Source organism: Rhizobium sp. SAFR-030 (assembly GCF_059415005.1).
Map to the genome: position 1 here is coordinate 1 of NZ_JBPFDO010000011.1, position 26,382 is coordinate 26,382.

22 protein-coding genes and 1 pseudogene are annotated in these 26,382 nt (G+C 59.9%); 10 read left to right on the forward strand and 13 right to left on the reverse strand.

Translation table 11 applies throughout. The annotated features are described in order from the left end of the window. Nucleotides 1-221 precede the first annotated feature (221 nt). Nucleotides 222-449, forward strand: a complete 228-nt coding sequence (locus ACR65N_RS21870) for an SEL1-like repeat protein (RefSeq protein ID WP_440458749.1) — start codon at nucleotides 222-224, stop codon at nucleotides 447-449. A 24-nt stretch (nucleotides 450-473) separates the two neighbouring features. Here ACR65N_RS21870 and ACR65N_RS21875 read toward each other — a convergent pair whose 3' ends face one another. The 6 genes and pseudogenes from ACR65N_RS21875 to dctA all read right to left on the reverse strand — a co-directional run bounded on the left by ACR65N_RS21875 (nucleotide 474) and on the right by dctA (nucleotide 6,677). Continuing rightward, nucleotides 474-1,472, reverse strand: a complete 999-nt coding sequence (locus tag ACR65N_RS21875) for an NAD(P)-dependent oxidoreductase (RefSeq protein ID WP_440458750.1) — start codon at nucleotides 1,470-1,472, stop codon at nucleotides 474-476. A 4-nt stretch (nucleotides 1,473-1,476) separates the two neighbouring features. Continuing rightward, nucleotides 1,477-2,288: pseudogene (locus tag ACR65N_RS21880) on the reverse strand (IS5 family transposase). Nucleotides 2,289-2,451: 163 nt separating this feature from the next. Beyond that, complete coding sequence (locus tag ACR65N_RS21885; RefSeq protein WP_440458751.1) at nucleotides 2,452-3,450, reverse strand: Bug family tripartite tricarboxylate transporter substrate binding protein; 999 nt, start codon at nucleotides 3,448-3,450, stop codon at nucleotides 2,452-2,454. Between the two features lie 113 nt (nucleotides 3,451-3,563). Beyond that, nucleotides 3,564-4,628, reverse strand: a complete 1,065-nt coding sequence (locus ACR65N_RS21890) for a 4-oxalomesaconate tautomerase (RefSeq protein ID WP_440458752.1) — start codon at nucleotides 4,626-4,628, stop codon at nucleotides 3,564-3,566. Further along, on the reverse strand, nucleotides 4,621-5,292 hold the full coding sequence (locus ACR65N_RS21895; protein ID WP_440458753.1) for a 4-carboxy-4-hydroxy-2-oxoadipate aldolase/oxaloacetate decarboxylase: 672 nt from the start codon (nucleotides 5,290-5,292) through the stop codon (nucleotides 4,621-4,623). The genes ACR65N_RS21890 and ACR65N_RS21895 overlap by 8 nt, the downstream gene beginning before the upstream one ends. A 38-nt stretch (nucleotides 5,293-5,330) precedes the next feature. Beyond that, on the reverse strand, nucleotides 5,331-6,677 hold the full coding sequence (dctA, locus tag ACR65N_RS21900) for a C4-dicarboxylate transporter DctA (protein ID WP_440458754.1): 1,347 nt from the start codon (nucleotides 6,675-6,677) through the stop codon (nucleotides 5,331-5,333). A 314-nt stretch (nucleotides 6,678-6,991) separates the two neighbouring features. Between dctA and ACR65N_RS21905 the strand changes: the two genes are divergently transcribed. The 7 genes from ACR65N_RS21905 to ACR65N_RS21935 all read left to right on the forward strand — a co-directional run bounded on the left by ACR65N_RS21905 (nucleotide 6,992) and on the right by ACR65N_RS21935 (nucleotide 14,648). Beyond that, the gene (locus ACR65N_RS21905) at nucleotides 6,992-8,239 is read left to right on the forward strand and encodes a LysR substrate-binding domain-containing protein (RefSeq protein WP_440458755.1); all 1,248 of its coding nucleotides are present in this window, start codon (nucleotides 6,992-6,994) and stop codon (nucleotides 8,237-8,239) included. A gap of 139 nt (nucleotides 8,240-8,378) precedes the next feature. After that, nucleotides 8,379-9,401: an amidohydrolase family protein gene (locus ACR65N_RS21910; RefSeq protein WP_440458756.1), complete on the forward strand. Its 1,023-nt coding sequence runs from the start codon at nucleotides 8,379-8,381 to the stop codon at nucleotides 9,399-9,401. Then, a complete protein-coding gene (locus ACR65N_RS21915) occupies nucleotides 9,401-10,288 on the forward strand; it encodes an amidohydrolase family protein (RefSeq protein WP_440458757.1) in 888 nt (295 codons plus the stop codon). The genes ACR65N_RS21910 and ACR65N_RS21915 overlap by 1 nt, the downstream gene beginning before the upstream one ends. Nucleotides 10,289-10,490: 202 nt before the next feature. Next, nucleotides 10,491-11,987 carry a tripartite tricarboxylate transporter permease gene (locus ACR65N_RS21920; RefSeq protein ID WP_440458758.1) on the forward strand — a complete coding sequence of 499 codons (1,497 nt, stop codon included), beginning with the start codon at nucleotides 10,491-10,493 and terminating at the stop codon, nucleotides 11,985-11,987. Nucleotides 11,988-12,036: 49 nt separating this feature from the next. After that, entirely contained in the window at nucleotides 12,037-13,035 is a 999-nt protein-coding gene (locus tag ACR65N_RS21925) for a tripartite tricarboxylate transporter substrate binding protein (protein ID WP_440458759.1), read from the forward strand. Then, a complete protein-coding gene (locus ACR65N_RS21930) occupies nucleotides 13,032-13,502 on the forward strand; it encodes a tripartite tricarboxylate transporter TctB family protein (protein ID WP_440458760.1) in 471 nt (156 codons plus the stop codon). The genes ACR65N_RS21925 and ACR65N_RS21930 overlap by 4 nt, the downstream gene beginning before the upstream one ends. A gap of 258 nt (nucleotides 13,503-13,760) precedes the next feature. Beyond that, complete coding sequence (locus tag ACR65N_RS21935) at nucleotides 13,761-14,648, forward strand: NAD(P)-dependent oxidoreductase (RefSeq protein WP_440458761.1); 888 nt, start codon at nucleotides 13,761-13,763, stop codon at nucleotides 14,646-14,648. Here ACR65N_RS21935 and ACR65N_RS21940 read toward each other — a convergent pair. Together ACR65N_RS21940 and ACR65N_RS21945 are read right to left on the reverse strand one after the other, a co-directional pair. Further along, on the reverse strand, nucleotides 14,645-15,805 hold the full coding sequence (locus ACR65N_RS21940; RefSeq protein WP_440458762.1) for a LysR family transcriptional regulator: 1,161 nt from the start codon (nucleotides 15,803-15,805) through the stop codon (nucleotides 14,645-14,647). The genes ACR65N_RS21935 and ACR65N_RS21940 overlap by 4 nt on opposite strands. Before the next feature lie 24 nt (nucleotides 15,806-15,829). Continuing rightward, complete coding sequence (locus tag ACR65N_RS21945; RefSeq protein WP_440458763.1) at nucleotides 15,830-18,703, reverse strand: FAD-binding and (Fe-S)-binding domain-containing protein; 2,874 nt, start codon at nucleotides 18,701-18,703, stop codon at nucleotides 15,830-15,832. Nucleotides 18,704-18,769: 66 nt separating this feature from the next. Here ACR65N_RS21945 and ACR65N_RS21950 point away from each other — a divergent pair, with 66 nt between their 5' ends. Continuing rightward, nucleotides 18,770-19,702 (forward strand): LysR family transcriptional regulator, encoded by a 933-nt coding sequence (locus ACR65N_RS21950; RefSeq protein WP_440458764.1) that lies wholly within the window; start codon nucleotides 18,770-18,772, stop codon nucleotides 19,700-19,702. Nucleotides 19,703-19,735: 33 nt separating this feature from the next. Here the strand turns inward: ACR65N_RS21950 and ACR65N_RS21955 are convergent, their stop codons facing one another. The 4 genes from ACR65N_RS21955 to ACR65N_RS21970 all read right to left on the reverse strand — a co-directional run bounded on the left by ACR65N_RS21955 (nucleotide 19,736) and on the right by ACR65N_RS21970 (nucleotide 23,105). Then, a complete protein-coding gene (locus tag ACR65N_RS21955; RefSeq protein WP_440458765.1) occupies nucleotides 19,736-20,413 on the reverse strand; it encodes a transporter substrate-binding domain-containing protein in 678 nt (225 codons plus the stop codon). A gap of 144 nt (nucleotides 20,414-20,557) precedes the next feature. Beyond that, nucleotides 20,558-21,820 carry a type II toxin-antitoxin system HipA family toxin gene (locus tag ACR65N_RS21960; RefSeq protein ID WP_440458766.1) on the reverse strand — a complete coding sequence of 421 codons (1,263 nt, stop codon included), beginning with the start codon at nucleotides 21,818-21,820 and terminating at the stop codon, nucleotides 20,558-20,560. Then, nucleotides 21,817-22,044, reverse strand: coding sequence for a helix-turn-helix domain-containing protein (locus ACR65N_RS21965; protein WP_440458767.1), 228 nt, complete (start codon nucleotides 22,042-22,044; stop codon nucleotides 21,817-21,819). Before ACR65N_RS21965 ends, ACR65N_RS21960 begins: the two co-directional genes overlap by 4 nt. 149 nt (nucleotides 22,045-22,193) lie before the next feature. Further along, nucleotides 22,194-23,105, reverse strand: coding sequence for an HNH endonuclease (locus ACR65N_RS21970; RefSeq protein ID WP_440458768.1), 912 nt, complete (start codon nucleotides 23,103-23,105; stop codon nucleotides 22,194-22,196). Nucleotides 23,106-23,262: 157 nt separating this feature from the next. On the opposite strand from ACR65N_RS21970, the gene ACR65N_RS21975 reads away from it, so the two are divergent. After that, nucleotides 23,263-25,611: a hypothetical protein gene (locus tag ACR65N_RS21975; RefSeq protein ID WP_440458769.1), complete on the forward strand. Its 2,349-nt coding sequence runs from the start codon at nucleotides 23,263-23,265 to the stop codon at nucleotides 25,609-25,611. 357 nt (nucleotides 25,612-25,968) lie between these two features. Here ACR65N_RS21975 and ACR65N_RS21980 read toward each other — a convergent pair. After that, on the reverse strand, nucleotides 25,969-26,382 hold a 414-nt coding region (locus tag ACR65N_RS21980), incomplete at its 5' end, for a hypothetical protein (RefSeq protein WP_440458770.1).

Genomic DNA, 26,382 nt, shown 5'->3' on the forward strand with positions numbered 1-26,382 from the left:
CCGGCGCGCTTCCTCGCGGCCATTGATCTTGGCGGCGCGGTGTTCGAGACCGAGAGCCTGCCCGAGCCGCCCCTACGCGCAGAAATATTAAGGCTAAAATCCTTCCATAACTGGAATGTGTTGTAGGGCTAGACTGCCAGCGGCGTAGTCGCTATTTCAGTCGCAGACGGGCGGGGCTTTCCGGTTTGTCTTCGGCGGGATGACCGGCCTGATCCCTTGGAATGGGCGGCGACAATCACGCCGACGTCTTCTTCGAAATGGGGCTCATGTATGCGACCGGTCGCGGCTGCGCCGTTGATTTCATCGCCGCCCACAAGTGGGTGAACATCGCCGCCATCAAGGGCTCCGACCGGGCTGCAGCACTGCGCGGTGACCTTGCCCAGACGATAAGCAAGGCCGAACTCGCCGCTGCACTACGCGCCGCCCGCGAATGGATGACGATGCACTGATGAGTGATACAAGCTCGGACGCAATTAGAGCTGTGGGCTGTCCTGTTTTCCCAGCCACGTTTCGATCACAGACGGATTGACGACGTATTCAGGCACCCGCCACTCTGCCACCGCGAGAAGGTTCTCGCAAAATGCCTCCCGCAGGCGCATCTGCGACTCGACAGTATGTCCCACCATGTGTGGGGTGAGGATGGCGTTCGGAAGGTCGCGCAGCGGACTATCCTCTTTCAACGGCTCCGGGTCGAACACATCGAGGGCAAGGCGCATAGCCGGTCGCTCTGCGGCGAGCGTGGCGAGTGTATCGTCGGGGATGATGCCGCCCCGCGTGATGTTGACAAACACCACGTCCGGTTTCATTCGGCGCAACGCGTCAAGATCCAGCATTCCCCGTGATTCAGGAGTGAGTGCAGCCGCCATGATAACGACATCGCTTGTCGCGAGCACTTCATCGAGGCTCTGGGCGGTGACGTAGGCGGGCATCGATCGCGTCGTGCGCACCGCAGCGACGAGCCTCACGCCCCATACAGACAGCCGTTCCGCGATAGCCTGTCCAATTTTGCCAAAGCCTATCAGGCCAACTGTCTTTCCCATGAGCATCCGCGCACGGACCTGCGAGGGACGCGGCAGGTTTTCGCGAAGGTAGCGCTCAGTGCCATGAAGGTCATAAAGCGAAGCCAGGGTGAAGAGAACTGCGGCCTCGGCCATGCTGACGGTGTTTTCCGCAATCTGGCCATTCGCCACGAGGATGCCGTTTTCCGTCGCGGCCGAAACATCGAACCCTTCGACCCCTGTGAACGGAGAAACCAGTGCGCGCAGACGCGGCATCCTGGCAAACAGCTCCCGGTCGGCTGCAAAGCTTGAGGTCGCGCCAAGGATTTCCAAAGACTGCAGTGCATCAACGGCGGCAAGCAGTTCCTCGCGCGTGACGAACCGTGCCACACCATGGCCGCGCCGTTGCAACGCGTCATGGGCTGGATTGAAGAACCGATCAAAGGACGACGTTCCCACCAAAGCAACAGTCAAGATGTTAGCCTCCAGATGAGTTACCCGGACAAACCTGGGTCTTGTTGACAACAGTATGGCAACCATATTTTTGCGGCGGCCAGGGCGAGGAAGCCCTCGATAGCTTTTCGGGTCTTGTCGTATCGGGTAGCAACACGACGGAACTGGTTGATCCGATTGAACATCCGCTCGATGCGGTTTCGATCCTTGTAGGCTCTAAAGTCGCAGGCGGGCGGGGCTTGCCGGTTGGCCTTCGGCGGGATGACCGGCCTGGTCCCTTGGAGCAGCAACTCCTCGCGTAGAAAGTCAGCGTCATATCCTTTGTCGGCAAGAAACCGCCTCGGCTTGCCAACCGGCATCGCCAGCAGGTCAGAAACAGCATTGCAGTCGGAAGCCTCTCCGCCTATCAGGATGAAGCCGAGAGGGCGTCCTGACCGTCTGCGCGGGCGTGGATTTTCGTCGAAAAGCCGCCACGTGATCGACCAAAAGCCTCCTTATAAGTCCCCCTTTAGCGCCCGCAGCCTGAGAGTGGCCGCGAACTGTGGTGCTGTCGATCATGTGCTGCCGGTCATCGGCCAGCCCCAACTCGACCAGCGTTTCAAGCAGTGCATCCCACACCCCTTGTTCCGCCCAGCGGCGGAAGCGCACATAGACGGAATTCCACTTTCCGTAGCGCTCATGCATGTCGCGCCAGGGGCAGCCGACCCGCAGAACATGTAGCATGCCGTTCAGATACCGTCGATTGTCATGCGCGGGCCGGGACTTTCTACCGGACTCCGACGGCAAAAGCCCTTCGATGATCCGCCATTCCATATCCGTCAGGTCGCCGCGTGCCAAAACCGCCTTCTAAAAAGCAGTCTTGAATCATGCTTCCACTGATTTGGGAATCCACTTTGTCAACAGGACCTAGCGCTCTGCAGGCGCCTTTCTATGAAGAAGCGGCGATCACGCCGCTTCTTTCATCGCGTGGTAGCAAAACCATGTCTTCGTTAGGCATCAATCACTGCTTGGGGATACCCGCCTTGTCGATTACGCTGCCCCACTTCGCAATGTCATCCGCCAGCCGTTTGCCGATTTCCTCGGGCTTGCTTGCCCGCGCCTCCACACCGAGGTCGGCAAAACGCTTTCGTACATCACTGTCCGCCAAGACTTCCATGAGAGCCGTGTTGAGAACTTTTACGGCCTCCGGAGGCGTTCCCTTGGGCGCGAAAATCGCGTTCCACGACGTGACGTCAAAGCCGTTGACGCCGAGTTCGGTCACCGTCGGCACATCTCCGTTGAGGCTGGAACGCTGCGGGCCGGAGGATGCAATCGCAATCGCCTGGTTCTGCTGCAAAGCTGCCTTCAAGGCTGTTCCGCTGTCGATCACCATGTCGATTTCACCGCCCAGGAGAGCGACCTGCAGGTCTGGCGTCGCCTTGTAGGGTACGATGGTGAAATCGATGCCGGCGGACGATTTGAACAATTCCGCGGCCAGGTTCTGACTGCTCCCGGTGTTGATCGTGCCGACATTGAGCGCGCCGGGCTCGGCCTTGGCCGCATCGAGGACATCCTTGAGCGTTTTGAACTTGCTATCGGCTTTGGTAACAAAAACAAAATCGAAATAGGCAAGGCTCGAGACGGGGACGAACTCCGCAATCGGATCATAGGAAAGTTTCTTGAACAAAGGCACGCTGATCGCCGTTCCGTTTGAAAACAGCGCGAGAGTATAGCCATCCGGCTCTGCGTTCAGAACCGCGCGGGCAGCCGTCGCGCCTGCGGCACCCGGCTGGTTCATGATGATGATCTGCCGATCGAGTTTCTTGCCCAGCGCATCGGCGACGATCCGTGCGGTGATATCGGCGATACCACCTGGCCCGAACGGCAGCACCAGGGTGATATCCCGCGTCGGATAGGCCTGCGCTACGGCCGCACCGGCCGGCAAGGAAAAGGCCAGCATGATTGCGCCTGCCGTCGCGACCAGTGAGCGTCTCGATGTCTTTCTGAAGTGCTTGTTCATGTCTTCTCCTCCCATATGACCCGCAATGCGATGTCGATGAATTTCCCGTGGTTGCCGATGACCGGTGCTGGTCCGGGACTCCTCTTCCCGGAACAGTTCAGGTCGTCAGCTGTTCATCCCGCAGAAGCGGGAAAGACCCTTCCGTCGAACAGCTTGCGTGCCGTCCGCACCGTGCCGGCCGCCTTGATCTGCCCTCCCGCGTCGGTATCGAGGAACACTTCCATGGCGCCTGTCGGGTGCTCGATCAGGTATCGACCATCCGTCGGGCTTGCGACCATCTCTGCTGCCGGGCTGCTTGCAAGCCCGGTCGCAGTTGCAACGGTAATGGCTGCGAGAACACCGACGGAAGCGTGGACCCGATGCGGAATGAAGCTGCGCGTCGAAATCGCACCGCCGTTCTGCGCGGCCGAAACCAGTGTCATCTTGGGCACGGAGGCGGTTGTGACGTCACCCAGGTTCATCATCGGGCCAGCCTTCAAACGAATGGCTTCGATGCGCAGCTTCAACGCTTCATTCGCCTCGATCTCTTGGCGTGTCTCCGTGCCGCTCAGCCCGAAGTCGGCAGCGCGCATCACGACGCATGGCATGCCGTTGTCGATCAGCGTCGCATCGACGCCGTCGATGGCATCCATCTCGTTGCCGGTGGGAAGCAGGGCGCCGCACATCGAGCCGGCAATGTTCTGAAATAGTAGCGGGACGGCCGCATGCCGGCCGGGTACGCCTGCAATTTCGGCGTCACCCGCATAGCTCACGCGCCCGCCGGGCGTCGCGATTTTGGCGACCGCGACTTCGCCGGAATTGACCATGTGAATTCTGACCTCAGTCAGATCGCCTTGCGCAGCCACAAGGCCACGCTCGATCGCTGCCGGCCCAACCCCGGCCAGGATGTTTCCGCAGCCCTGGGCATCGCTGACCAGTGCCTGATCGACAAAAACCTGCAGGAACAGGTAGTCGACATCGGCGTCGTCGCGGCTGGACGACGACAGCACCGCAACCTTCGACGTCAGCGGATCGGCCCCGCCGATACCGTCGATCTGGCGCGGGTCCGGTGACCCCATAATGCGCAACAGCAGCGCGTCACGTTCATGCTGGTCGGCGGGCAGATGCTCGGCAAGAAAATAGGCACCCTTGGATGTGCCGCCGCGCATCCACAGGCACGCAATTCCGTCCTCATACATAGCGAAGACCTTTCTGCTGCAGCGTCGGGCGCATGTCGTAGATATCCAGACCAAGCTCGCCTGCGGCCAGCCGGGCGCGCTTGGCCTCCTCGTTGGCAAGGCGTTTTTCGGCCGCTGCAAGGACGTCCAGTGCCTCCGTCCGCTTGACGACGCAGACGCCGTCATCGTCGGCGACGATGACGTCGCCCGCTTCGATATGCGCACTGGCGCAGACGATCGGAACGTTGACCGACCCCAGCGTTTCTTTCACCGTTCCCTGCGCGGATATCGCCTTCGACCAGACGGGGAATCCCATGGCGGTCAGATCTCGAATGTCGCGAACGCCCGCATCGATCACCAGCCCCTTGCAGCCCCGCGCCATGGCAGATGTCGCCAGAAGGTCGCCAAAATATCCATTGTCGCAGGGCGATGTCGGCGCCAGAACGAGAATGTCGCCTTCCTTCAGCTGCTCGATCGCGACGTGAAGCATCCAGTTATCACCCGGGGGCGACGAGATCGTCACCGCTGAGCCCCCGATCTGGGCGCCGCTATAGATGGGCCGCATGTAGCTTGCCAGCATACCCTTGCGCCCCTGAGCTTCGTGGACGGTGGCCACGCCGGCAGCGCCCAGTCGCTTGATGACTTCGCCTTCGGCACGTTCGATATTCTGCACAACAGTCGCCATGTCGGTAACTCCTTTCATCCCAGCCCGGACGGCCGATCTTAGTTGACGGTAACGCCATGGACGCGCTGCAGGCGACGCGTACCGACCGTCTCGGCCAGCATCTTCTCGTCGAGCTTGCCTTCCCATTTGGCGATGACGATGGAGGCCAGGGCATTGCCGATCAGGTTCACGAAGGTGAGCCCTTCCGCGAGAATGCGGTGAATGCCGAGGATCAGGGCAATGCTCGCCACAGGGATGGCGCCAGTGGTGTTTAATGTCGCCGCAAGCACGACGAAAGCAGCGCCGGCGACGCCGGCCGCGCCCTTGGACGTCAGGAGAAGGACGCCGATCAGGCTCAGTTCGTGCCAGATCGTCAGCGGCGTGTTGGTCGCCTGCGCCAGAAAGATCGCGACTGTCGTGAGGTAAAGACACGTGCCGTCGAGGTTGAAGGAATAGCCGGCCGGCACGACGAAACCGACGACCGACTCCTCGCATCCCGCCTTGCCCATCTTCTGGATCAGCCGCGGCAACACGGTCTCGGTCGACGTGGTGGCGGCGACGATGACGATCTCGTCCCACAGATAGCTGAACAGCCGCAACAGACTGACACCACACCAGTAGGCAATCCCGCCGAATACGACAGCTGTGAATAAGGCGCAGACCGCGAAAAATTCGACGATCAACGATCCGAGCGACCACAGCGACGATGTGCCGAACTGGCCGACGGTAAAGGCGATGGCGCCGAATGCACCGATCGGCGCGAAATACATGATGTAGCCGATGATCTTGAAGAACCCCTGCGAGGCGCTCTCGATCACGTGGAAGACCGGCCGACCGCGTTCGCCGATGGCGGCAAGTGCGATACCGAAAAGGACCGATATGAAGAGGACCTGGAGGACATGTCCCTCGGTAAAAGCACTGAGAAAGCTATCTGGAATGATGCCCATGAAGTAGGCCGTCATCGACTGGTCCTGCGCAGTCGCGACATAGGACTTGATTGACGCGGCATCAAGCGTGCTCGGGTCTATGTTCATCCCGGCGCCAGGTTTCCAGAGGTTGACGGTCACCAGACCGAAAACCAGCGCCAGCGTCGTGATCGCCTCAAAGTAGAGTATGGACTTCAGAGCCACCCGGCCGACGCTCTTCATATCGTTCATGCCGGCGATGCCGTGCACCACCGTCACGAAGATGATCGGACCGATCATCATGCGGATCATCTTGATGAAAGCATCGCCGAATGGCTTCATCGCAACCGCGATGCCCGGGGCGAAATGGCCGAGCAAGACGCCGAGCACCGTGCCGGCGAGTACCTGGAACCAGAGCTGGCCGAGAATCCCGAACCGGCCGCCTGCGCTGGCCTTCGGCGATACCGGCGGTACATTGTTGGTTGCTTGCGAATAGGTCACGCGTATTTTTCCTCCTCGCGCATCCGGGCCCTAGTCGAAAACCTCCAGACAAGATGCCCGGCGCCTCTGGCCACGCGATGCACTCCGATCTGTCGACGCTACTGACGCTGCCGACTGATACGAATTCGACTGGATGAAGAGACACGCTTCCCGTCCGGTTTTGCGCAAAGCGCGCAGATCGGGCCTTGGCAGACGCGCTGCACCGGAATGTCGGGCTTACTCCTCTTCGTCCTCCTCAGCCAATCTAGTGACCAGCCCGACGGAAAGGCAAAATAGATTTGCGTCCAGCCCATAAGCTCTGGTTAAGTGCCGGGATGGATATGAAGCGGGACATCAATCTGCGCCATTTCGAAGCTGTCGCCACGGCGGGTCGTCTGGGCAGCATCAGCAATGCGGCGCTGGCCTTGAACCTGTCGCAGCCGGCGATCACTCAGGCGGTCGCGAAAGTCGAAGCACAACTTGGCCATGCCCTGCTGGACCGCCAGCCGACCGGCGTTACGCTGACGCGTGCCGGTGAACTGATGAGCGCGCGGATAGAGCGGGCGCTCGCCTATATCGTGCGCGGTGGACACAGCGTCCGCCGATCCGCTCGGCTGCCGAGCCTTCCCAACATCGAACGCCGCATCACCTTTGGACAGTTGCGGTCCCTGCTGACGGTCGATCAGGCGGGCAGCTTCGCCATGGCGTCGAAACTGACGGGACTGTCCGAGCCGGCGCTGCATCGATCTGCTCGCGAACTGGAACAGTTGCTCGGCATTTTGCTGTTGGCACGCCATGGAAGGACAGTTCAGCCGACACCGGCTGCGGCAAACCTGCTTCGCTTTGCCCGCCTGGCTCTCGCGGAGATCGAAGCGGGCTTCGACGAACTCGCAGCACTTAGCCTCGAAGGCGCCGGACGAATAGCGATCGGCACCTTGCCGATGGCGCAGACGATCCTTTTGCCACGGGCACTGGCACGGTTTGCGCAGACCAATCCTGCCGCCCGCATCAATGTTGTCGAAGGCCCGTATGCGGACCTGCTCGCCGGCTTGCGCAACGGCCAGCTCGATTTCCTGATCGGCGCTCTGCGCGACCCTCCGCAGGTGGGCGACGTCGTGGAGGAAGCAGTCTTCGACGACGATCTGGTCATCGTTGCACGCAAAGGCCATCCATTGGCCAGCAGCGAGAACTTCGTCCCGGCCCGCCTGAGAGATTTTCCTTGGGTGATAGCCAGCATTGGCGCTCCGATGCGCATAAGGTGGGATGCGATTTTCGCCGAATACGGGCTGGAACCGCCGCGCGTTCAAATCGAGAGCAATTCGGTCACGATCGGTCGCGGACTCATGCTGAACGACGACTGGCTGACACTGATGTCGCGCGATCAGTTCATCTTCGAACGCCGGGCCGGGCTGCTTGCGGAAATCCGGGGACACTTTTCATCGAAACGAAAAATTGGCGTCACCATTCGCGACGACTGGCGACCTACCCAGTTGCAGTCGGCATTCGTCGCTGAGTTCAAGACGGCCTGTGAAGACTGGACCTCAGAAAAACTAATGGAGAGGAAGCCGTTTCGATATGCCTGAAACTACAGTCTTCGCTAAGACTCTTGCACGAGCTGGGAGGAGAGCCGCTCGCCATACCTGACTGCGGCACCGCCTTCCCGAAACATTCTGCGACGCGTCGCCTTGGCGATGCTTCGCCCGTGCAGAGGTATCCGACGTCATGATCATTGATTGCCACGGCCATTATACGACCGCTCCCACCGGCCACACGAAATGGCGTGCACAGCAGGAAGATGCGATCAACAACGACGGTGACATCGATCCCGCCTATCCCGATATTTCCGACGACGAGATCCGCGACACGATCGAAGCCAACCAGTTGCGCCTGTTGCGTGAGCGCGGTGCCGACATGACGATCTTTTCACCGCGCGCCTCGGCGATGGCGCCGCACGTTGGTAACCAGTCGGCTGCACGGGTGTGGGCGCGCCGGTCCAACGACCTCATCAAGCGCGTCGTCGATCTCTACCCCGAGACCTTCGTCGGCGTGTGCCAGTTGCCCCAGACACCCGGCACATCGATATCAACCTCGATCGGGGAGCTGGAACGCTGCGTCAACGAACTCGGCTTCGTCGGCTGCAATCTCAATCCCGATCCCTCGGGCGGTCGCTTCGATTCACCGCCGCTCACCGATCGGGCCTGGTATCCGTTCTTCGAAAAGATGGTCGAGCTAGACGTTCCGGCGATGATCCATGTGTCTGGAAGCTGCAATTGCGCCATGCATGCGACCGGTGCCTATTACATCGCCGCGGACACGATCGCCTTCATGCAGTTCCTCGAGGGCGATCTGTTCAAGGACTTTCCTGACCTGCGGTTCATCATTCCGCATGGCGGTGGTGCCGTTCCCTATCACTGGGGTCGCTATCGGGGGCTTGCCGACATGCTGAAGCGACCGCCTCTCGACCAGCACGTCATGAAGAACGTCTTCTTCGACACCTGCGTCTACCACCAGCCCGGCATCGATCTGCTGTTTGAGGTGATCGACGTCGACAACATCCTGTTCGGCTCCGAGATGGTTGGTGCGGTTCGCGGTATCGATCCGCAGACCGGCCATTATTTCGATGACACGAAGCGCTATGTCGACTCCCTGCAGATTTCCGAGGCTGACAAGCACAAGGTGTTCGAACTGAATGCACGGCGGGTCTATCCGCGTCTCGACGCACAGCTAAAGGCAAGGGGTCTGTGATGGAAGCGTTCACCATGGACCCCGACTGGCTGTGCTTCGATCCCTCCCCGAGCAAGCCGAAGTTTCGCCCGCCGGCCGGCGCAGTGGATGCCCACTGCCATGTCTTTGGTCCGGGGGACGAGTTCCCGTACGCGCCGGAACGGAAATATACTCCATGCGATGCGGGCAAGGACAAGCTCTTCGCCCTGCGTGATTACCTGGGCTTCGACCGCAACGTCATCGTTCAGGCAACCTGCCACGGCGCTGACAACCGGGCGCTCATGGATGCCTTGCGTGCTTCCAATGACAAGGCTCGCGGCGTGGCGACAGTTCGCGACACCGTGTCGCCCGGCGAGTTGTCGGAGCTGCACGAGGCGGGCGTTCGAGGGGTCCGTTTCAACTTCGTTCGCCGCCTCGTTGATCCCAAGCCAGATGCCTATTACCACGCTATCATCGACCGAATAGCCCCGCTTGGATGGCATGTCGTCATCTACTTCGAAGCGGCCGATCTTGAGGAACGCTGGAACTTCTTCACCTCGCTGCCGACCACGGTCGTGGTCGATCATATGGGCCGACCGGATGTCACAAAGCCGGTCGACGGTCCCGAATTCGGTCGCTTCATCCGGCTGATGGACGAGTACGAGAACGTGGTCAGCAAGGTGACCTGCCCGGAGCGTCTCTCCAAAAGCGGCGCGCCGACCTATGACGACGTCGTCCCGTTCGCGCGCACGCTGGTCGAACGTTTCCCCGATCGCGTTCTCTGGGGAACGGACTGGCCACATCCCAACATGACATCGCACATGCCGGATGACGGCCACCTCGTCGACCTCATTCCGAGGATCGCACCGACCGCGGCGCTGCAGCAGAAGCTTCTCGTCGACAACCCGATGCAGATCTACTGGGGCTGAAACGGTTCCGCCCGACGGTGCCGTCCAGTCCGGCGCCGCAATGCGTACGGTAAATGCCTTCGGGCCGAAGCAATAGCATAAAGTTATATGCCGTGCGGCTTTTCTAAATTGCTGCATAGGCCAAGGTGGCAGAAGAACACCTGTGAACCTTGGCGCATCTGAGGAGAAGCGCTTCGGTTCTGGAAGAGTTGGGAGGAATGGAATGGACGGCATCATCCAGTCGCTGGGCGTGATCTTCAGCCTGTCGGGAATAGCGGCCCTTGTCATCGGGGCCATACTCGGGATCATCATCGGCGCTCTGCCCGGGCTTGGTCCATCGATCGGCCTCAGCCTGCTGATCCCGTTCACATACACCATGTCTCCCGAACTCAGCATGCTGCTGATGATCTCCCTTTATACGTCCGCCGAATATGGCGGCTCGATCAGCGCCATCCTGCTATCGACGCCCGGCACGGCGGCGGCGGCGGCCACCGCCATTGACGGTTACGCGATGGCACAACAAGGCCGGGCCAACGAGGCGATCTCGATTTCGCTGACCGCTTCGACGGTCGGCGGCGTGCTTGGCGGACTTGCTCTTCTGCTGCTTGCAATGCCATTGGCCAAACTTGCGCTTCAGTTTGGCCCGGCAGGGTATTTTGCGGTCGGTCTGTTTGGTCTGACGTCGGTCGCGGCGCTGTCCGGCGGCTCGCTCGTCAAGGGTCTGCTCGGTGCAGCTCTCGGCCTCGCTCTCGCGACCGTCGGCATCGATCCCATCGCTGGAACGCCGCGCTTCACGTTCGGGCAATTCGAGCTTTATGAAGGTGTGCCATTTCTCGCTGCCCTGATCGGACTGTTTGCGGTGTCGGAAGCGATCGCCCTTGCTGAAAAGCAGGCTAGCCGCGCCGACATCGGCAACAAGCGGGTCGGTCACGTCTTCATGTCGCGCAGCCTTCTCAAGCAAACCTGGCGCTCGATGGTATCGGGGTCGGTCATCGGCACCCTTCTGGGCATCCTTCCGGGCGTTGGCGGCAATATTGCCTGCTGGGTCGCCCGTGACTACGCCCGCGCCCGCGACAAACATCCCGAGGAATACGGCAAGGGTTCCGCCAATGGCATTGCTGCACCCGAGGCGTCCAACAATGCGACGGTGGGTGGAGCGCTGGTTCCGCTTCTGTCGCTTGGTGTGCCGGGCTCACCAACCACGGCCATCATGATGGGTGCCCTGATCATGCACGGTCTCCATCCGGGTCCTCAGCTGTTCACCGAAGCGCCCTCACTGGTTTATTCCATCCTGTTTGGCGTCATCATCGCGTCGCTTGTACAATATCTCGTCGGATCGTTGTTTCTGCCGATCATGGCCCGCACGCTGCTGCTGCCACCCGGCGTGATTGCCGCAGGCATTCTGGCCTTCGCCGTGCTCGGATCCTTTGCCATTCGCAATCTGATGTTCGACGTCTGGCTGACGCTTGGTTTCGGCCTGATCGGCTATTTCATGAAGAAACTCAATTTTCCAGTCGCACCGATCATCCTTGCCATGGTCCTTGGCTACCTGATCGAGTCCAACTACCGGACAGCGCTCGTGTCGTCCCAAGGAAGCTACATGGTGTTCCTGACCGATCCGATCAGCGTGCTGTTCCTGATCCTCAGCGCGGTCAGCCTGGCCGTTCCGATCTACCGCGTCTGGAGCGCCCGTCGTGGTGCCGTCGTCAGCCCAACCTAAGCCATACATTCGTCCAAGCCATCATTTCAGGGAGAGAGAAACGATGCACATGACCTCAAAGACAACCAAATCCCGCGGCCTCAGCCACGTCCTGCGGTCCGCCTTCGCCGCCCTTTGCCTGGCGGCAGCGACAGCCACGGCATCACCAACCTTTGCTGCCGCGGAGTTTCCGACGAAGACAGTAACCTTGGTGGTCTGGTCGGGTGCCGGCGGCGCGCTGGACACCTACGGGCGCAAGCTTGCGGAACTGCTGGAAAAGGAAAGCGGATGGACCGTGAAGGTCGACAACCGGGCCGGCGGGAGCGGCGCGGTTGGCCTTTCACAGATCGTCACCCAGCGGGCCGACGGCTACAATATCCTGGTGCTGACCGGAACGTTGACCTTCGGTATTGCTCAGGGGCTGATCCCGTTCAAGGTGGAGGACCTGCGTCTCCTTCGTGCGATGCAGTCGGAACCATCCTCGCTCGCGGTGATGAACGACAGCCCGTACAAGAGCGTCGACGAGTTCGTCAAATACATGAAGGACCATCCAAACGGCCTGAAGGTGGGTGGACATTCATCCGGCGGCTTCCATCAGTACATGCTCTACCAGATGATGAAGCAGGGCGGCTTCGAGAGCGGCTGGATCCCGCATGACGCCTCCGGCAAGGTCACACTTGCGCTTCTGGGCAAGCATATCGACGCCGCAATGATGACGCCTTCGACGGCGTTGTCGCAGGTCAAGAGCGGAGAGATCCGGTTGCTGGGCGTCAGCACTGCCGAACGCTCGCCGTTCCTCCCGGACGCACCAACTTTCAAGGAACAGGGTTACGACCTCGAGGGCGCGATCTGGCGTGGCATTGCAGTGAAGGCAGGCACACCGGACGACGTTGTCGCTTCGATCCAGACGGCGGTCGACAAGGTCACGGCTTCGCCTGAATGGAAAAAATTCCAGGAAGAGCAGTTTCAGGACAGCCCTGACTGGAAGGAAGAAGAATTCACCAAGCGGGTTCAGAAGGATCTGGCAGATCAGTCAGAGTTCCTGAAGTCGGCCGGGTTCGTAAAATGAGCGACGGACACGTCAAGCAGGCTGGCCGGGTTTTCCCGGTCGGCGATGTCATTGCCGGGGTGGCATGTCTCGCTGGATCGATAGCCTTCCTGTTCATGGCATTTGCCTTGCCGGCGGGTCACTCCACCGGCGACACGGGTCCGGGGGCGCTGCCCATTCAGGTGGGAATATTCAGTGCGGCCTGTTCCCTGTTCTACCTGATCATTGCCATGCGTGGTGCGTTCGTCGAAGAGCGGGGCGACTTCTCGAAAAGCCATCGGGCCTTGGCAGCATTTTTCATCTTTGCAATCTGCTTGGCAGGCGTGAACTGGATCGGGCTGGCACTGTCCATCGCGCTGGCGTCCAGCCTGGTGACCATGCTGTTTCCCGGGGACCGCCGCTTGGTTCGCGCCGCAGCGACCGGATTGGGCATATGGCTGATCGCGATCCTGATCTTCGAAAAGCTGCTAGGTTTGCCGATGCCATGAGACCGAGAGGCCGCAGACGCAAGACTACAGGGGCGTTTCCGGCGGATTGCGCCAGCAACGCCCTTGCGACCTGGCCTTATGGTGCGTTCCGTCTGCCTGTGATCGTCGAAGTGATGCGGGTCATCCTTGCCCCCCGATCGCGCGCATAATGTGCAACAGGATGTCCGGGTGACAGCGACCGCCGGGATCAATCGAACTGACAGGTCAGAGGGCTTAAACTCCACTGCCTGCGACCAACACACGTAAGAGGAAATAGACATGTCGGATAAGCGTCTGCCGAAAATTGCTTTCATTGGATTCGGAGAAGCCGCCGAGGCCTTCGCCAAGGGCTGGGGCAAGGACGTATCGGCTGGTCTGCGCGCCTATGACGAGAAGTGTGATGATCCCGAAGCGCGGGTGCAGCCAGAAGGCCGCGCAGAAACCTCCGGCGTCGTTCTGGCAGCCGATCGCGCTGCGGCATTGAGCGAGGCAGGGGCTGTGTTCTGCCTGGTGACGGCGGACAGGGCCGTCCTTGCAGCCGAACAAGCCGCACCGCACCTGGCTCCCGGAGCTCTGTGGCTTGATGGAAACAGCTGCTCGCCCGGCGCCAAGCGCCGATCAGCAGAAATCGTCGAGGCCGCTGGCGGTCGCTATGTCGATGTCGCCATCATGGCGCCGGTCTACCCGAAGATGCATCGCACTCCGCTGCTGGTGGCCGGCCCTCATGCTGATGAGGCGCTCGAGTTTCTGAATACGCTCGGCATGGATGCGCGGAGCTCGGGTATCGAGATCGGCGAGGCATCTGCTATCAAGATGATCCGATCCGTCATGATCAAGGGCATGGAAGCGCTGACAGCGGAATGCCTGCTCGCAGCTAGACGTGCCGGTATCGAGGAAAAGGTTTTGGGCTCGCTGCAGGCATCCAATCCCAATATCGATTGGCCACGCCAGGCTGCGTACAATCTAGAGCGGATGATGGTCCATGGCCGCCGGCGCGCTGCCGAAATGCGGGAAGTTGCCATCACGCTCGAAGAACTCGGCCTGCCGAACGGGCTTGCCAGCGCTACAGCCGATTGGCAACAGCGCGTCGGAGAGCTTCTTCTACATGCCGGACCGGAGAGTTATCCGGAAAGGGCAGATGCGATCCTCAAAAGGCTGGACAACTAAGCCAGGTTGCCTGCTGTGAGCCGCAGCAGATTCAGAAAATCTGTCTGCGCCCGCGTCGGCTCCCAGCCGGTGCGGGTGGTTATTCCGATCGGGCGCATTGCGTTCGGCAGACGCACGGGAACTATGGCCAACACCTCCCGTTCCACCTCGGCCTGCATTCGCGATATGCCGCCCAGATGGTCGCTCTCGCGCAGAAGTTCGCGCATCATGATGACCGATGAGGTCTCGACGACATCCTTCGGTCCTTGCTCGGAGAAATAGGCATCGAGGATCCCCCGTATTGGCGTCGTGCGGCGTGGTACGACCCAAGGATACGCCTTGAGGTCGTCGAAGCAGACTTGCGGATGATCCAGAACAGGATGGCCACGCCGCGCGACGATCACCACCTCGTCGTCAAAGAGCCGTTCCTGATCGATATCTTCTATGGGGCTTGGCAGGCGAAGCGCGCCCAGCATCATGTCGATCCCTCCCCGCCGCAACTCCAGCAGCAATTCGTCGTAGCGTCCGTCGATGACGTGAAAGGGAAATCGTGGCTTTATCTGCCGAAAGGCAAGAATGGCGCGTGGCAGCCAACCCGAACGTGAGAGCGGGAGCGCGCCGATCATGATGCGGCCGACCTCCCGGCCGGTCAGCGTCGCAAGGTCGGACTCTGCCTGATCCAGTTCGGCAAGTGCGAGCCGTGCAGCCTGGGCCAGTTGCAGTGCCGCCCGCGTCGAAATCAACCCATGCGCCGTTCGTTGGAAGAACACCGTGCCGGCGGCCTCTTCCAGAGTTGTTGTAGACCGATGAACCGTTGGCTGCGCGAGCCCCAGCCGGCGAGCGGCCAGCGTGAAGTTTTCGGTTTCGGTCACCGCGATCAAGGCCGTCAACTGCTGCCAGGTCGCCTGCGCGCGAATGGCCCTGTTCATATCCGATGTGGCGGCATCGAGCATTCGAATTGCACGCGTGGAGCGGTAGTGCAAAAGCTTGCCTGCCTCGGTCAGAAACAGTCCCGTGGGGCTGCGGTGAAACAGCTCATGCCCGCATTCCCGGGAGAGCTTCGCCATAGCCTGGGTCACGGCAGGTTGCGAGACGTTGTTCTTGTCGGCCGCGCGCGTCACGGAATTGTTTTCTCCGAGAACGAGAAACATCCTGAGGTGACGGATACTGGACGGCATGTCTGTTCCCTACTCTCTCGAGCTTTACATTGCGCTGCCATCGGAAGAGGCTCGAGGCGGCTGACTTGCAAGCGATTGGGCAATCAGACCAAGTGGATGTGCAAGCTCCCTCCCCGACAATCTCTCGCTCTGGCAGCGGCAGGAGAAGCCTGTGGCGACTATCACCTCATTGGACTCGACATGCGCGCGCCATGATAGATCGTACAGTTTGCGCGACATTGCCTGGTGGCGTCTTTGATGCCCGAACAGTCCAGCCATGCCACAGCATCCGGTCGCCTTCGCCTGCAGCTTCATGCCGACGGCATCAAATACCTTCTCCCAAAGTGCCCCTGCCTGCGGAACACCGGATATTTCAGTGCAGTGGGATAACAGGCGTGCACTGACCGTCGCGGTAGCCTGCGGGAACTGCCGCCGTTCAGCTTCAGAGGCAAGAAACTCCTGCGGCAACTGGACGTTCGGCACGTCGATGCCGGCCTTCGGGTAGTCCTGGCGCAGCATCATGGCAAAGGCGGGCTCGAACGCGACCAAGGGCGCACCGGTTGCCGCTGCACGCTTCAACTGCTGCGCCAGACTGGTCGCCATCGTCTTGAACCCGGCCATATTGCCCTGGTTATGGGCAGCCTTGCCGGCCGGCAACATGCGCAACAGACGGGGTCGGTAACCAAGCGCAGTCAGGCCACCGATAACGTCTTGCTGGACATCGCTATCGAAGAGCGCCGTGAACCAGTCCTGCACCAGGATCACGCTCCTTTCAGGGAGGGAAGCTGCAGACAGATCGTCCTCGCGGAGCAAGAGATTGCGCGGGGAGCGCGCAAGCTGTCGCGGCATGTCCTGGCTTTTCGTCAGCCATTCGCCAATTCCCGCCGCGAGCGGCCAAACCGGCGCAACAAACGGTGTCAATTGGACAAGTCGTGGACTGAGGCGTTCCGCCGCGAGAACCAGCCGATCCGCCATCGGCCTTCTGTGGCGTTCGAAATAGTCGCTCAGGAAGGCTGTCCGCATCGTCGGGATATCCACTTGAACGGGACAGGATGAAGCGCATGCCTTGCATCCAAGACAGGTATCCAGAGCGGTGAGCAGGTCGGCCTCCCGCTCGGGAAGATCGGCCTGCCCCTCCTCCTGGCGGGCTCGGTGCCAGGCCCTTAGCGCGTCGGCCCTTCCCTTCGGGCTCTGGCGCAGGTCTGCGGTTGCCTTGAAGCTGGGACACATCGGTGTGGTACTGGCATAGCTGAGGCATTGGGCATTGCCGTTGCACCGAAAGGCTTGGCGAAGTGGATCGCCGTCAGAGGCATTGAAGGCCCTGAAAGGCGTCGTCGCGATCCCCATGATCGGAACACTGTTGCTGACGAGCTTTCCAGGGTTGAAACGGCCGGCCGGGTCGAATGCCGCTTTGACGCCTTGCAGCGCTGCGTATGCTTCCGGCCCGATCCAGTCCCGAAGATAAGCGCCACGCACGCCCTTTCCATGTTCGCCCCAGAATATCCCGCCGAGTGCGCTCGTCAGCGCAAAGATCTCATCGGACACTTGCACCAGGCGCTTGCGATCCTCGTCTTTATCGATATTCAGCGCCGGACGGATATGCAGACACCCTACATCGACATGGCCGTAGATGCCGAAGCCCAGGCCATTGCGTGACAGAATTTCCAGGAAGCCATCCAGGAATTCAGGAAGGTTCTCGGGTGGAACCACTGTGTCCTCGACGAAGGCGATCGGACGCGCTTGACCATCGACTTTGCCGAGAAGCCCGACACCCGCCGAGCGGATGGCCCAGAGCTCACGGATTTCGGCGAGATCAGCAGCGACGTGAATGGCTCCAATGCCGGTCAGTCCCGCCAGAATGCCCAGGCAACGATCGAGCTTGTGTTGCAGCAGCACCGTATCGTCGCCGTTGAGCTCGATGAAAACATAGGCGACGCGCTGGCCGTCGACCGCGCGCAAGCCAACCGGCAACCGGTGAAGGATGCCCGCGCTGTCGGCTATCGCCTGCACGGTCTCGTCCATGACCTCGACTGCCGTGGGCTCGGCCTCCAGAAGCGGTGCGGCGGCCCCAACGGCGGAGCGGAAGCTCTCGAAGCCCGCAACGACAAGGCGTTTCTCGCGCTCGATGCGCCGGAGCTTCACGCGAATACTGCTCAAGAGCCCCAAGGTCCCTTCAGCCCCGAGAAACAGCCGCCACCATTCAAACTCTCCATCGTCCGGGCAGGCTCGTTCCAGATCATAGCCGGTAAAGCGGCGATTGAGGCGGGGTGTATTGTCGATAAAGGCCTGCCTGCCTTGCCTGGCCGAGCGCTCAGCTTGAGACAACATCGTCGATGCCCAGTCCGGTGGAGGTAGCAAGCTGTCGAGCAGCCCTTCAGGTCGTGCGATCTGAAGGCCGAGGATGTTGTCGGACGTCTTGCCGTAAATGCGCGAACCCTTGCCGGAGGCGTCGGTACTGACCATCCCGCCGATTGTGCATCGGTTCGACGTCGACGTTTCAGGCGCAAAGAACCACCCCGTATGGCGGATTTGTTCGTTTAGATCGTCGAGCACCATGCCCGGCTGAACGTCAGCCCAGCCAGCCTGCTCATTGAGTGCAAGGAGACGGTTCATGTGGCGTCGAAGATCGACGATGATGCCGTGATTGAGACTCTGGCCATTCGTCCCGGTGCCCCCGCCGCGCGCGGTAAGGGCGATACCGGCAAAGCGAGGCTGCTCGATGACCTGAAGCAAGACGACAAGATCCTGTGCATCGCGCGGAGCGACAATCAGGTCAGGGGTAATCTGATAAACGGAATTATCCGTGGACATGGCAGCGCGCAACGCGGTATCGGTTTCGACCTCTCCCCGAAAGCTCGCTCCGCGCAACGCCTCGCCGATGCTCTCAAGGGTGGGTGCTCCGGCATTGGTGTCTAACATGGCAATGGCTCCGACTAGGGTGTGAGCACTTGACCACGAATTACAGATTCATGAAAATAGAAAGTCATGAAGTTAAATTCGGATAATCTGAACATAAACCTGCGGCACATCCGCGCTCTTCAATCCATCGCGGAAGAAGGAAGCTTCAATGCTGCAGCGTTGAAACTGGGCGTCGTTCCCTCCGCTCTGTCTGACCTCATCCGCCAGTTCGAAGCCACTGTCGGGTCAGCGCTCTTCGACCGCGGCGCTCGTCCTCCGATCATGACGCCATTGGCTAGAGCGTTTCTGGAGGAGGTCGCACCGCTCCTGGTCGGCATGGATGAAGCCATCACGCGCATGCGCCAAACAGCCGGCCTTGAACTCGGGTCGATAGCCATCGGCGCCTCGCCATCGGCCATCACGGAGCTTCTGGCGCCAGAACTCGCTGCCTTTCTTGCCGCCCGGCCGATGGTCAAATGCCTGCTGCATGATGATGTCGCCGAAACGCTTGCCCAGATGGTTGTCGCAGGACAACTCGACATGGCCGTTGCCGGTCGCGCTTTCCACAGCCACGACCTGCGTCAGTGCGAGATCATGCGCGACGAATTCGGTCTTGCTTGTCGAAGTGATGACGAGTTGGCCAAGCGCGATGTCCGATTGGAAGACCTTCGACATCGCGTGTTGATCGGCTTGACGGCAAATTCCGGCAGCTATCAGTTGCTGAAGCGCAGCAAAGTGCCGCAAGAATTGCTCGAGACCCGGATCAATGCCCACTCCACCGTGGCGCAACTCTGCATGATCCGCGCCGGAATGGGGATAGCCCTGCTGCCGCGCAACGCCGTGAACCTCTTCAACGATCCCGCATTACGCTTCGTGCACATCAAAGATCTGCGTCTATCGCGGCGGCTTTATCTCCTGGAGCCAGCCAAGCGGCCGCTTTCCGCGCTGGCCGACGCATTCTCAAGGCAGCTCAAATCGCATATCGGACGTCAATCCGGTGCCCCCGAAGAAGCACGCTGATACGGCCTCTTCGCTCTGCCCTCGTTACGACCTTCAAATGTTGTCGGAGATGAACTTGTCGGACACGACCTTGGCCAGGAAGTCATCCAGCGCGGCAATCCGGTCTGCGTCGTGGTAGGGAAGAACCATTGCCTGCCTGACCGTCGTGATCTGGCCGGGCAGTATCCGGATCCCGCACCCTTCGGCAAAGGCGCGCTGCAGGTTTTCCATGACGCCGCCGACGACATCTCCCAACCCGCCGCGAAACAAGGCCATCGATTGCGCCGGGCTGTCGGCCAGGATCAATTCGGCGTGCCGCAAATTCTTTTTGAGATAGAGATCGTAGGCGGAACCGCTTGCCACCACGATTTTCAGACCGGGTCTGTCGACGTCGTCGGCAGACTGGAGCGGGCTGTTCTCCCAGGTCGCATAGGTGGCGACAATCTTCTTATAGGGCCGGGTAAAGGAAACGGTCCTGGCGCGTTCGGGATCGATTGCGAGGAAACCGATGTCCCACATGCCCTGCGAAACACCGTTGAATGTTTTTCCTGCGCTTTCGTAGATCACAAATTCAATCGGCTTGTCGATTTCAACGGCCAGCCGCCTTGCCAATGCAGGCGCGAGACCGCGAAGTTCGCCGTTCTCTTCCCGAGCCAACGCCTGGTTACCAAGATTGATCGCTGCTCGGAGAACATGACCGGGCACTAAAGCCTGGAGGGTCTCGGTTACCATGGACACGGTTCCTCGCTGATAAGATTTCTCCTATAGCCAACTAGCGCTGTAGAACCCAATAAGTAGTTGCTGCCTTGAAGGGATCTGCACCACCGGCCTGCTGTTGGAGAACAAAGCTCTGGATGTTGGAGACCATTGACATGCTTAAGACGCCTGTTCAGTGATCCTCTGCAGCGAACCAGCCCGACTTGAGATGACGTTGCAAATTCTACTCAGGATAGGATGCCTGGCCCCCTCGTCGGCCAACTCGGCAACAAGTGCATCGGCCTCGCTCACAATCCTTTCTGCCATTAGAGCAAGATCGCGAACAAGGATGCGCTGAGAAGATTTAGTTTCGGGCACCAATGCATTCCAATGTTTCAGCTGGATCGTGTCGGGCACATCGCGACCGCCAATCTTCATGGCGAGCCTCTTTGACAAACGGGGATAAACGGCCGTGCAAACGACATCATAGATCGGTGCCAGATCCGGTGTATAGAGGCCGTAAAGCAGGGCGTAGTTCTTGCCGTGAGCGTCGGCGTTGCCCACGAGATAATGGAAGATCAGCATTCGGATGAACTGTAACCGATCCGCGACGGGTCTCGTGCAGGCCTGGTCGATCAACCGGAGAGATCGTTCTGTTCCCGGTCCACCCTCAGCCTCATACTTCAACTCCGGCGGCACGCTGAGCGCCTGGCAGAAGTCTTCCTGGTGCAGGCGCTCAATGATGCCGTCTGCAGCCTTCGTCCGATCATAGCGTTCCACCAGGAGAAAAGCAGTGGCTCCACTGAGGCGTATCTCGACATGGGGTACCGGCAGCTTCAGCCGGGCAGCAAGGCGCATACAAAAATACTCGTTCTCCACCGTGCCCTCCAACGCCTGGATGACTGGTTTCAAGATATGGGTCGTTGGTCTGCCGTCTTTTGCCAATGCGATGGAAGCGTCATCGACAATGACCGCCAGTTTGTCCTGCGCGCCGGCCAGCGATAGACGAATGCCCTCATCTCCACCAAGCAGAGGCCGGGTCCGCAGCCTGCTGAGAATTTCATCCAGACGTTCTGGAGTGAGAATTTCGGCGTGGGATTGGCCCGAAGGTTCGGGAGCAGTGCCCGTTGGGTAGAGTGACAAGGCACCTGCGCATTCGCCGCCGATGACTTCCAGCAGTCCAAAAGCGTTCCCTGCCGATAGGCCTAGCGCCCCAGCAAGCCGTTGCCGCGCGCCCTCATCCGGCAATAGCCCGGAGAAAAACGGGCGCACTACCTGATCACCAAATGGCTCTTCTCGCAGAGGCATCGAGAACGAGATCGCCCGCGACGTCTGGTCCAGAAGATACGCGTCGTCATAGGCGAAGGTGAGCAGGCCGTCGTCAAGCCGGGCAAGCACGCCGGCCTTGGTGTCACGAAAATAGACATCCAATACGCGGGTCATGATCGCGGACCCTCGCGACGACCGACCGAAACAATCAGGCCCAAACCAGCCAAGACTTGCATCGCACGGCCAATCTGGCAGCTCTCTTTGCCGGCCTCGAGTTCACGTAGAAACCGTACGCCCACACCAATCACCCCGGCGAGTTGCTCCTGGGTTAACCCTTGCTGTTTGCGCTCCTGACGGATCAGCATACCGAGGCTTTGTGTATCTTTGATCTTTTCCATAATCACCCCTATCGGGATGATTATATCATCAGATGGTGCAAGAGGAAGACAAAAGAACCGCTCGGGATGATTTCAGCATTACCGGCGCCAACGGATCAAAATAGACCCGATCGGGATGAAGTTACTACAGCGCAAGGCTACCCTAGTGTTCACTGCTTGAAGCAGTTCTCACGGTGCCATCTCAGGAACTGGGGATATGGCCGCTCGAAGACCCTGCCAGGCGCGATCGCCTTCCCGGTCTTGTTGAGGAGCCCTTGAATGCTGTCAGGATCATTCGCCTGACGCGAGATGAGGATATCAAGATCATCCGAGAGGCCAATCAGACCGCGGTCAAACATCCAGTGTGCGGTGCCCGAAAGCGCAATTCCGTTGGAAAGAATGTCAGGCCCGCTCGCTTCCACGGGGCGAATATGTGCGGCATCGACCTCCGCCCGGCCACCACCGTTGATGAGCTTCAATCCCGTGATGGCGCATCGTTTGTCATAAGCCTGAAGAACGAGCCGGCGAAACAGCCGATTTCTAACTATCCGCGACGAGAGTTGCATAACCCGGTCGCGCTCCTGCTCGAATATGAACGGCGCTTGAGCATCATCTGCAAATCCATCGACCGTAGGCGTCACCTCCGGCTCATCCAACCGAGGCAGTTCAGGCTCATGCTCGTCGATGCCGATCGATACGATGCGGTTGAAATCTGCTGCGGATATCGGCCGGACTGCGGCCTGTGCTCTGCCGGAAATGCGGCCCTCTCCATTCAGCACGCCTCGCTCTATGACACCGTCTGGTCCGCTGAACGGAACGGGATTGATGAAGTCGAGATAGCTGCCGTCTTCGATCAGCGCCAGATACATGCCCGGGGCCTTCGGATCAGGAATAACCCGTTCAATCTTGGCGACAGCAAAATAGCCGCGGGTCGCTGCGACTTTCCGCGGCTCGTAGTAGACGATCCAGTCACCCACACACGCCTGGACACGACCGAGATACTGGCCCGGGAACTGGTATTGTTCAGCCGGGCTATCGTCGTAAATCGAATCTGACCGGTGAATAAAAACCCCGAACCCCATCAGCAATCTGTAGCATGGCCCTCTCGATGCTTCATCTCAAATTTGGGCCTAAGCCTAAACCCGACTGGGAGTCCAGTTGGCCGCAAAACCTATTTTTAAACGTCTGTTCCTATTCCGCCCGCGCTCGGCGCTGGTGCCGAGAAAACGGAATAAGAGCATGGCAAAACACGATCTTTCATCTCATCACTTTCAACGCAAAATCTCCGATTTCTGCGAGGTACGCATTGCGCCATTAGCCTCAAAGCGAATGCTGCAAAGCATTAACACCTTTCTCGTCGGTCTCGTCATCCATCGCCAGCCACCACCGATCGTCAATGGTCGTATGGACTGGACAGCAATCGGTCAGTCTTGCGGGATTGAAAACCAATTGACGGCCGAATTGAAGAAGGCGCTCCGTCCGGGACTGGACGCGATTATCCGCTGGCTCGGAGAACCACCTGCCGTCGACGACATACAGTCGATGAAAACACGCACGAAATCGCGCAATGCCGTTCGGCGCAAGGTGGAAACTGCGACGCGTTCCGGACCGCGACAGATCCTCTCCGACAAGACCCCGGCTCAATCTTCGTCAATGCCAAGAGGGCCACAACCGAAACCGATTAGTTCTTTTCCTGAACCATTGTTCGAAGCAACCGATGATCCGGTCAGCTTCCACGATGCACTCGTGTATCATATGCGCCGGATCGGCGAGAGCTACTGGCAGCTTTACCGCGCCGTTGTGCGCTTGGGCGAGACTTTCGATGACAAGACCCTGCTGTCTTGGGTTCAGGGCGAGCGCGTGCCGCGATCTCTGACGAGCTTCGAGATCCTCTCCCGCATCGAACGGCGTTATCGACTGGCGCCGGATTACTTCAAGACGAAGTTGCCTCACCAATCCCGGTCGCTTTACGGCCATGATATGGGTGACATCAGTGCTGCGGAACGGCGGCGCCTTGCATGGCATCTTCCGGACGATTTCAGCAGCTTGCCGTTCTCCAAGCGGGAGGAAATCATCGAATGGGTGCGCCGGGTCATCATCTCGGGCTCAACCGACTATCGTCGCTACCAGGCGGCGGCAACCAAACAGCGTTATGCAATACGATTTCCGGGGATCACCTATGGCGGAGGCACCCTGTCTCCACGACCACAAATGAACCCCGACAGCACGAGCCACAATCCCGAGGCCTTTGAAGATCCTGATCTCCTGTCCGGCGTCGTCGATGCGCCGCCACGGTTGACTATGGAGATGGCCGATCTGATCCGCTTCAAGACATCGACGCTGACCGCAATCGGCTTCCAACGAAATGGAGTTTGGGGAGAGGAAACCGCATCCCAGAAGGTCGAGCATCTCGGCCTCATGTTCGGTGCACTCGCTGCCTCACCCGCCAGCGTCGTCAAAGGGCGCGGTGTGCCGCTCAGCCAACTAACCTTTGGCCTGTTGATCTTCCCGGGAGTCTGGGACTGGTACCTCCAATGGCGGGAGCAGCGCCGCGGCTTCTACACCAAATGGGAAGAAGACATGCTGATGGTGGCGCAAGCTCTCACGCGGGCGGAGGTGGGCTGGATCCGCCAGCATCCGGAGCTCCTGAAAAAGGTTCAGCCAATCGAAGGGCTGATCGCGCCGGAGGAGATAGAATTCGCAGCACGCGACTGGCACGGCGCCTGCGACGCATTCCACCGGCATGCTGCCAATCGCTCGAAGGAAATCCAGCGTGTCATGCGCGTGCACCGCGATCCGTTCGAGCCGATCATGGTGGTCCTTGAAGCAGACAGCCCACTGTCGGAATACCGCAAGATCACAGATGAGATCCTAAAGCGCATGCCGGATGAAAATCGTTATCCTCGGGCAGCAGCCGAAGCGGTCCGCTCTTTCCTTTTGCTACGCCTCGGCTTGCATCTGGGGCTCCGGCAAAAGAACCTTCGACAGCTTCGCTTGTGCCCGCGCGGGCATTTCCCGACTTCGGAGCGACGGTTGGAAGACATGAAATGCGGTGAATTGCGCTGGAGCGATCGGGAAAACGGATGGGAGGTCCTCATCCCAGCAATCGCCTTCAAGAACTCAGGCTCATCATTCTTCGGACAGAAGCCGTTTCGCCTGATGCTGCCGGATTTGCTCGACCTCTACAAATACCTCGAAGCCTATATCGATCGCCATCGCGGGGTGCTGCTCGGTCCAGCAAAAGATCCCGGTACTCTGTTCGTCAAGACGGTGAAGACGACCAGTCTGGACGCGGCATACGATTCCACCAAATTCTATGAAGCCTGGCGGACTGTGATCCAACGCTATGGGATCTACAATCCCTACACCGGCCGCGGCGCCGTAAAAGGACTTCTCCCGCACGGACCTCATAATCTCAGGGATATTCTGGCAACGCATATACTCAAGCAAACCGGATCGTATGAGCAGGCGAGTTATGCAATCCAGGACACACCGGATGTCGTTCAGCAGCACTACGGTCGCTTCCTGCCGCAGGACAAAGCTGCACTTGCGGCGAAAATCCTGAATCAGGTTTGGGAAGCCGCATAGCCGCTCGGATGAATGGCTGCTCCATCGCCCATGCAGATGCAAACCAAGCCCCGCATCTGTATGGGCCCTGCCGGTCGTCTCCGCCTTGAAGGGAAACGGACCGCTGACCCCGTCGCTATGTTCGCATTGAATCATCTTACCCAGTGATCCCTTTCAGTCGAAATGGCCGGTATGGACCGTGAGCGGTCTAATCTGTTCCGGAAACTCACTTCCTCGTAAGGACATGGTGAGTTGCGCTACCCGCAAAGCAACCAGCACTATGACCGTGTCCTGCGCCATTTGGGACCGATCCCGCCGGGGCGCTGAGGTTCCTGTGTGGCCATTTCCACCACGCTGGCCTGACGAAGCTGCGTCGCCTCAGCGACCAAGGTCGTAAGTCGCCGTCGCGATCACCTGGGCGCGGTCACGTCGTGCATTCGGTGCGCTGGCACGGCTGAGGACCAGCGCTAGCTTTGGCTCCTCGCAGTCGGAAGAAGGTCGAGACCATGCCCTCTTGGCGCTCTTCGCCGATGCGCTCCCAGTGATCAGCGAAGTCCGGCGAGGCGGCCATGGCTTCGGCCGCTGGCTGGAAGTCGACGCCGCCGCCGCCCGTGATGTGGCACATCGGATGTCGCGCGAGACCACCAGCGCGTAACCCTCGTGGGTTCCGACATTGATCCGCCAGTAGCGGTTGCCGCGCCGGAAGGGATCGGGTGGCAGGAGCGGCTCGGGCAGGCTCTCGGTCTCGAACACCGCGCCGCCCAGATCAATGGCCGCGAGGAAGCGCGCCGA

Excerpts from the sequence above, each read along its gene's own strand:
- ACR65N_RS21870 (WP_440458749.1), top strand. The coding sequence starts at position 222 with ATGGGCGGCGACAATCACGCCGACGTCTTCTTCGAAATGGGGCTCATG.
- ACR65N_RS21885 (WP_440458751.1), bottom strand. The coding sequence starts at position 3,450 with ATGAACAAGCACTTCAGAAAGACATCGAGACGCTCACTGGTCGCGACG.
- ACR65N_RS21890 (WP_440458752.1), bottom strand. The coding sequence starts at position 4,628 with ATGTATGAGGACGGAATTGCGTGCCTGTGGATGCGCGGCGGCACATCC.
- ACR65N_RS21895 (WP_440458753.1), bottom strand. The coding sequence starts at position 5,292 with ATGGCGACTGTTGTGCAGAATATCGAACGTGCCGAAGGCGAAGTCATC.
- ACR65N_RS21905 (WP_440458755.1), top strand. The coding sequence starts at position 6,992 with ATGGATATGAAGCGGGACATCAATCTGCGCCATTTCGAAGCTGTCGCC.
- ACR65N_RS21910 (WP_440458756.1), top strand. The coding sequence starts at position 8,379 with ATGATCATTGATTGCCACGGCCATTATACGACCGCTCCCACCGGCCAC.
- ACR65N_RS21915 (WP_440458757.1), top strand. The coding sequence starts at position 9,401 with ATGGAAGCGTTCACCATGGACCCCGACTGGCTGTGCTTCGATCCCTCC.
- ACR65N_RS21920 (WP_440458758.1), top strand. The coding sequence starts at position 10,491 with ATGGACGGCATCATCCAGTCGCTGGGCGTGATCTTCAGCCTGTCGGGA.
- ACR65N_RS21925 (WP_440458759.1), top strand. The coding sequence starts at position 12,037 with ATGACCTCAAAGACAACCAAATCCCGCGGCCTCAGCCACGTCCTGCGG.
- ACR65N_RS21930 (WP_440458760.1), top strand. The coding sequence starts at position 13,032 with ATGAGCGACGGACACGTCAAGCAGGCTGGCCGGGTTTTCCCGGTCGGC.
- ACR65N_RS21935 (WP_440458761.1), top strand. The coding sequence starts at position 13,761 with ATGTCGGATAAGCGTCTGCCGAAAATTGCTTTCATTGGATTCGGAGAA.
- ACR65N_RS21940 (WP_440458762.1), bottom strand. The coding sequence starts at position 15,805 with ATGCCGTCCAGTATCCGTCACCTCAGGATGTTTCTCGTTCTCGGAGAA.
- ACR65N_RS21945 (WP_440458763.1), bottom strand. The coding sequence starts at position 18,703 with ATGTTAGACACCAATGCCGGAGCACCCACCCTTGAGAGCATCGGCGAG.
- ACR65N_RS21950 (WP_440458764.1), top strand. The coding sequence starts at position 18,770 with ATGAAGTTAAATTCGGATAATCTGAACATAAACCTGCGGCACATCCGC.
- ACR65N_RS21955 (WP_440458765.1), bottom strand. The coding sequence starts at position 20,413 with ATGGTAACCGAGACCCTCCAGGCTTTAGTGCCCGGTCATGTTCTCCGA.
- ACR65N_RS21960 (WP_440458766.1), bottom strand. The coding sequence starts at position 21,820 with ATGACCCGCGTATTGGATGTCTATTTTCGTGACACCAAGGCCGGCGTG.
- ACR65N_RS21965 (WP_440458767.1), bottom strand. The coding sequence starts at position 22,044 with ATGGAAAAGATCAAAGATACACAAAGCCTCGGTATGCTGATCCGTCAG.
- ACR65N_RS21970 (WP_440458768.1), bottom strand. The coding sequence starts at position 23,105 with ATGGGGTTCGGGGTTTTTATTCACCGGTCAGATTCGATTTACGACGAT.
- ACR65N_RS21975 (WP_440458769.1), top strand. The coding sequence starts at position 23,263 with ATGGCAAAACACGATCTTTCATCTCATCACTTTCAACGCAAAATCTCC.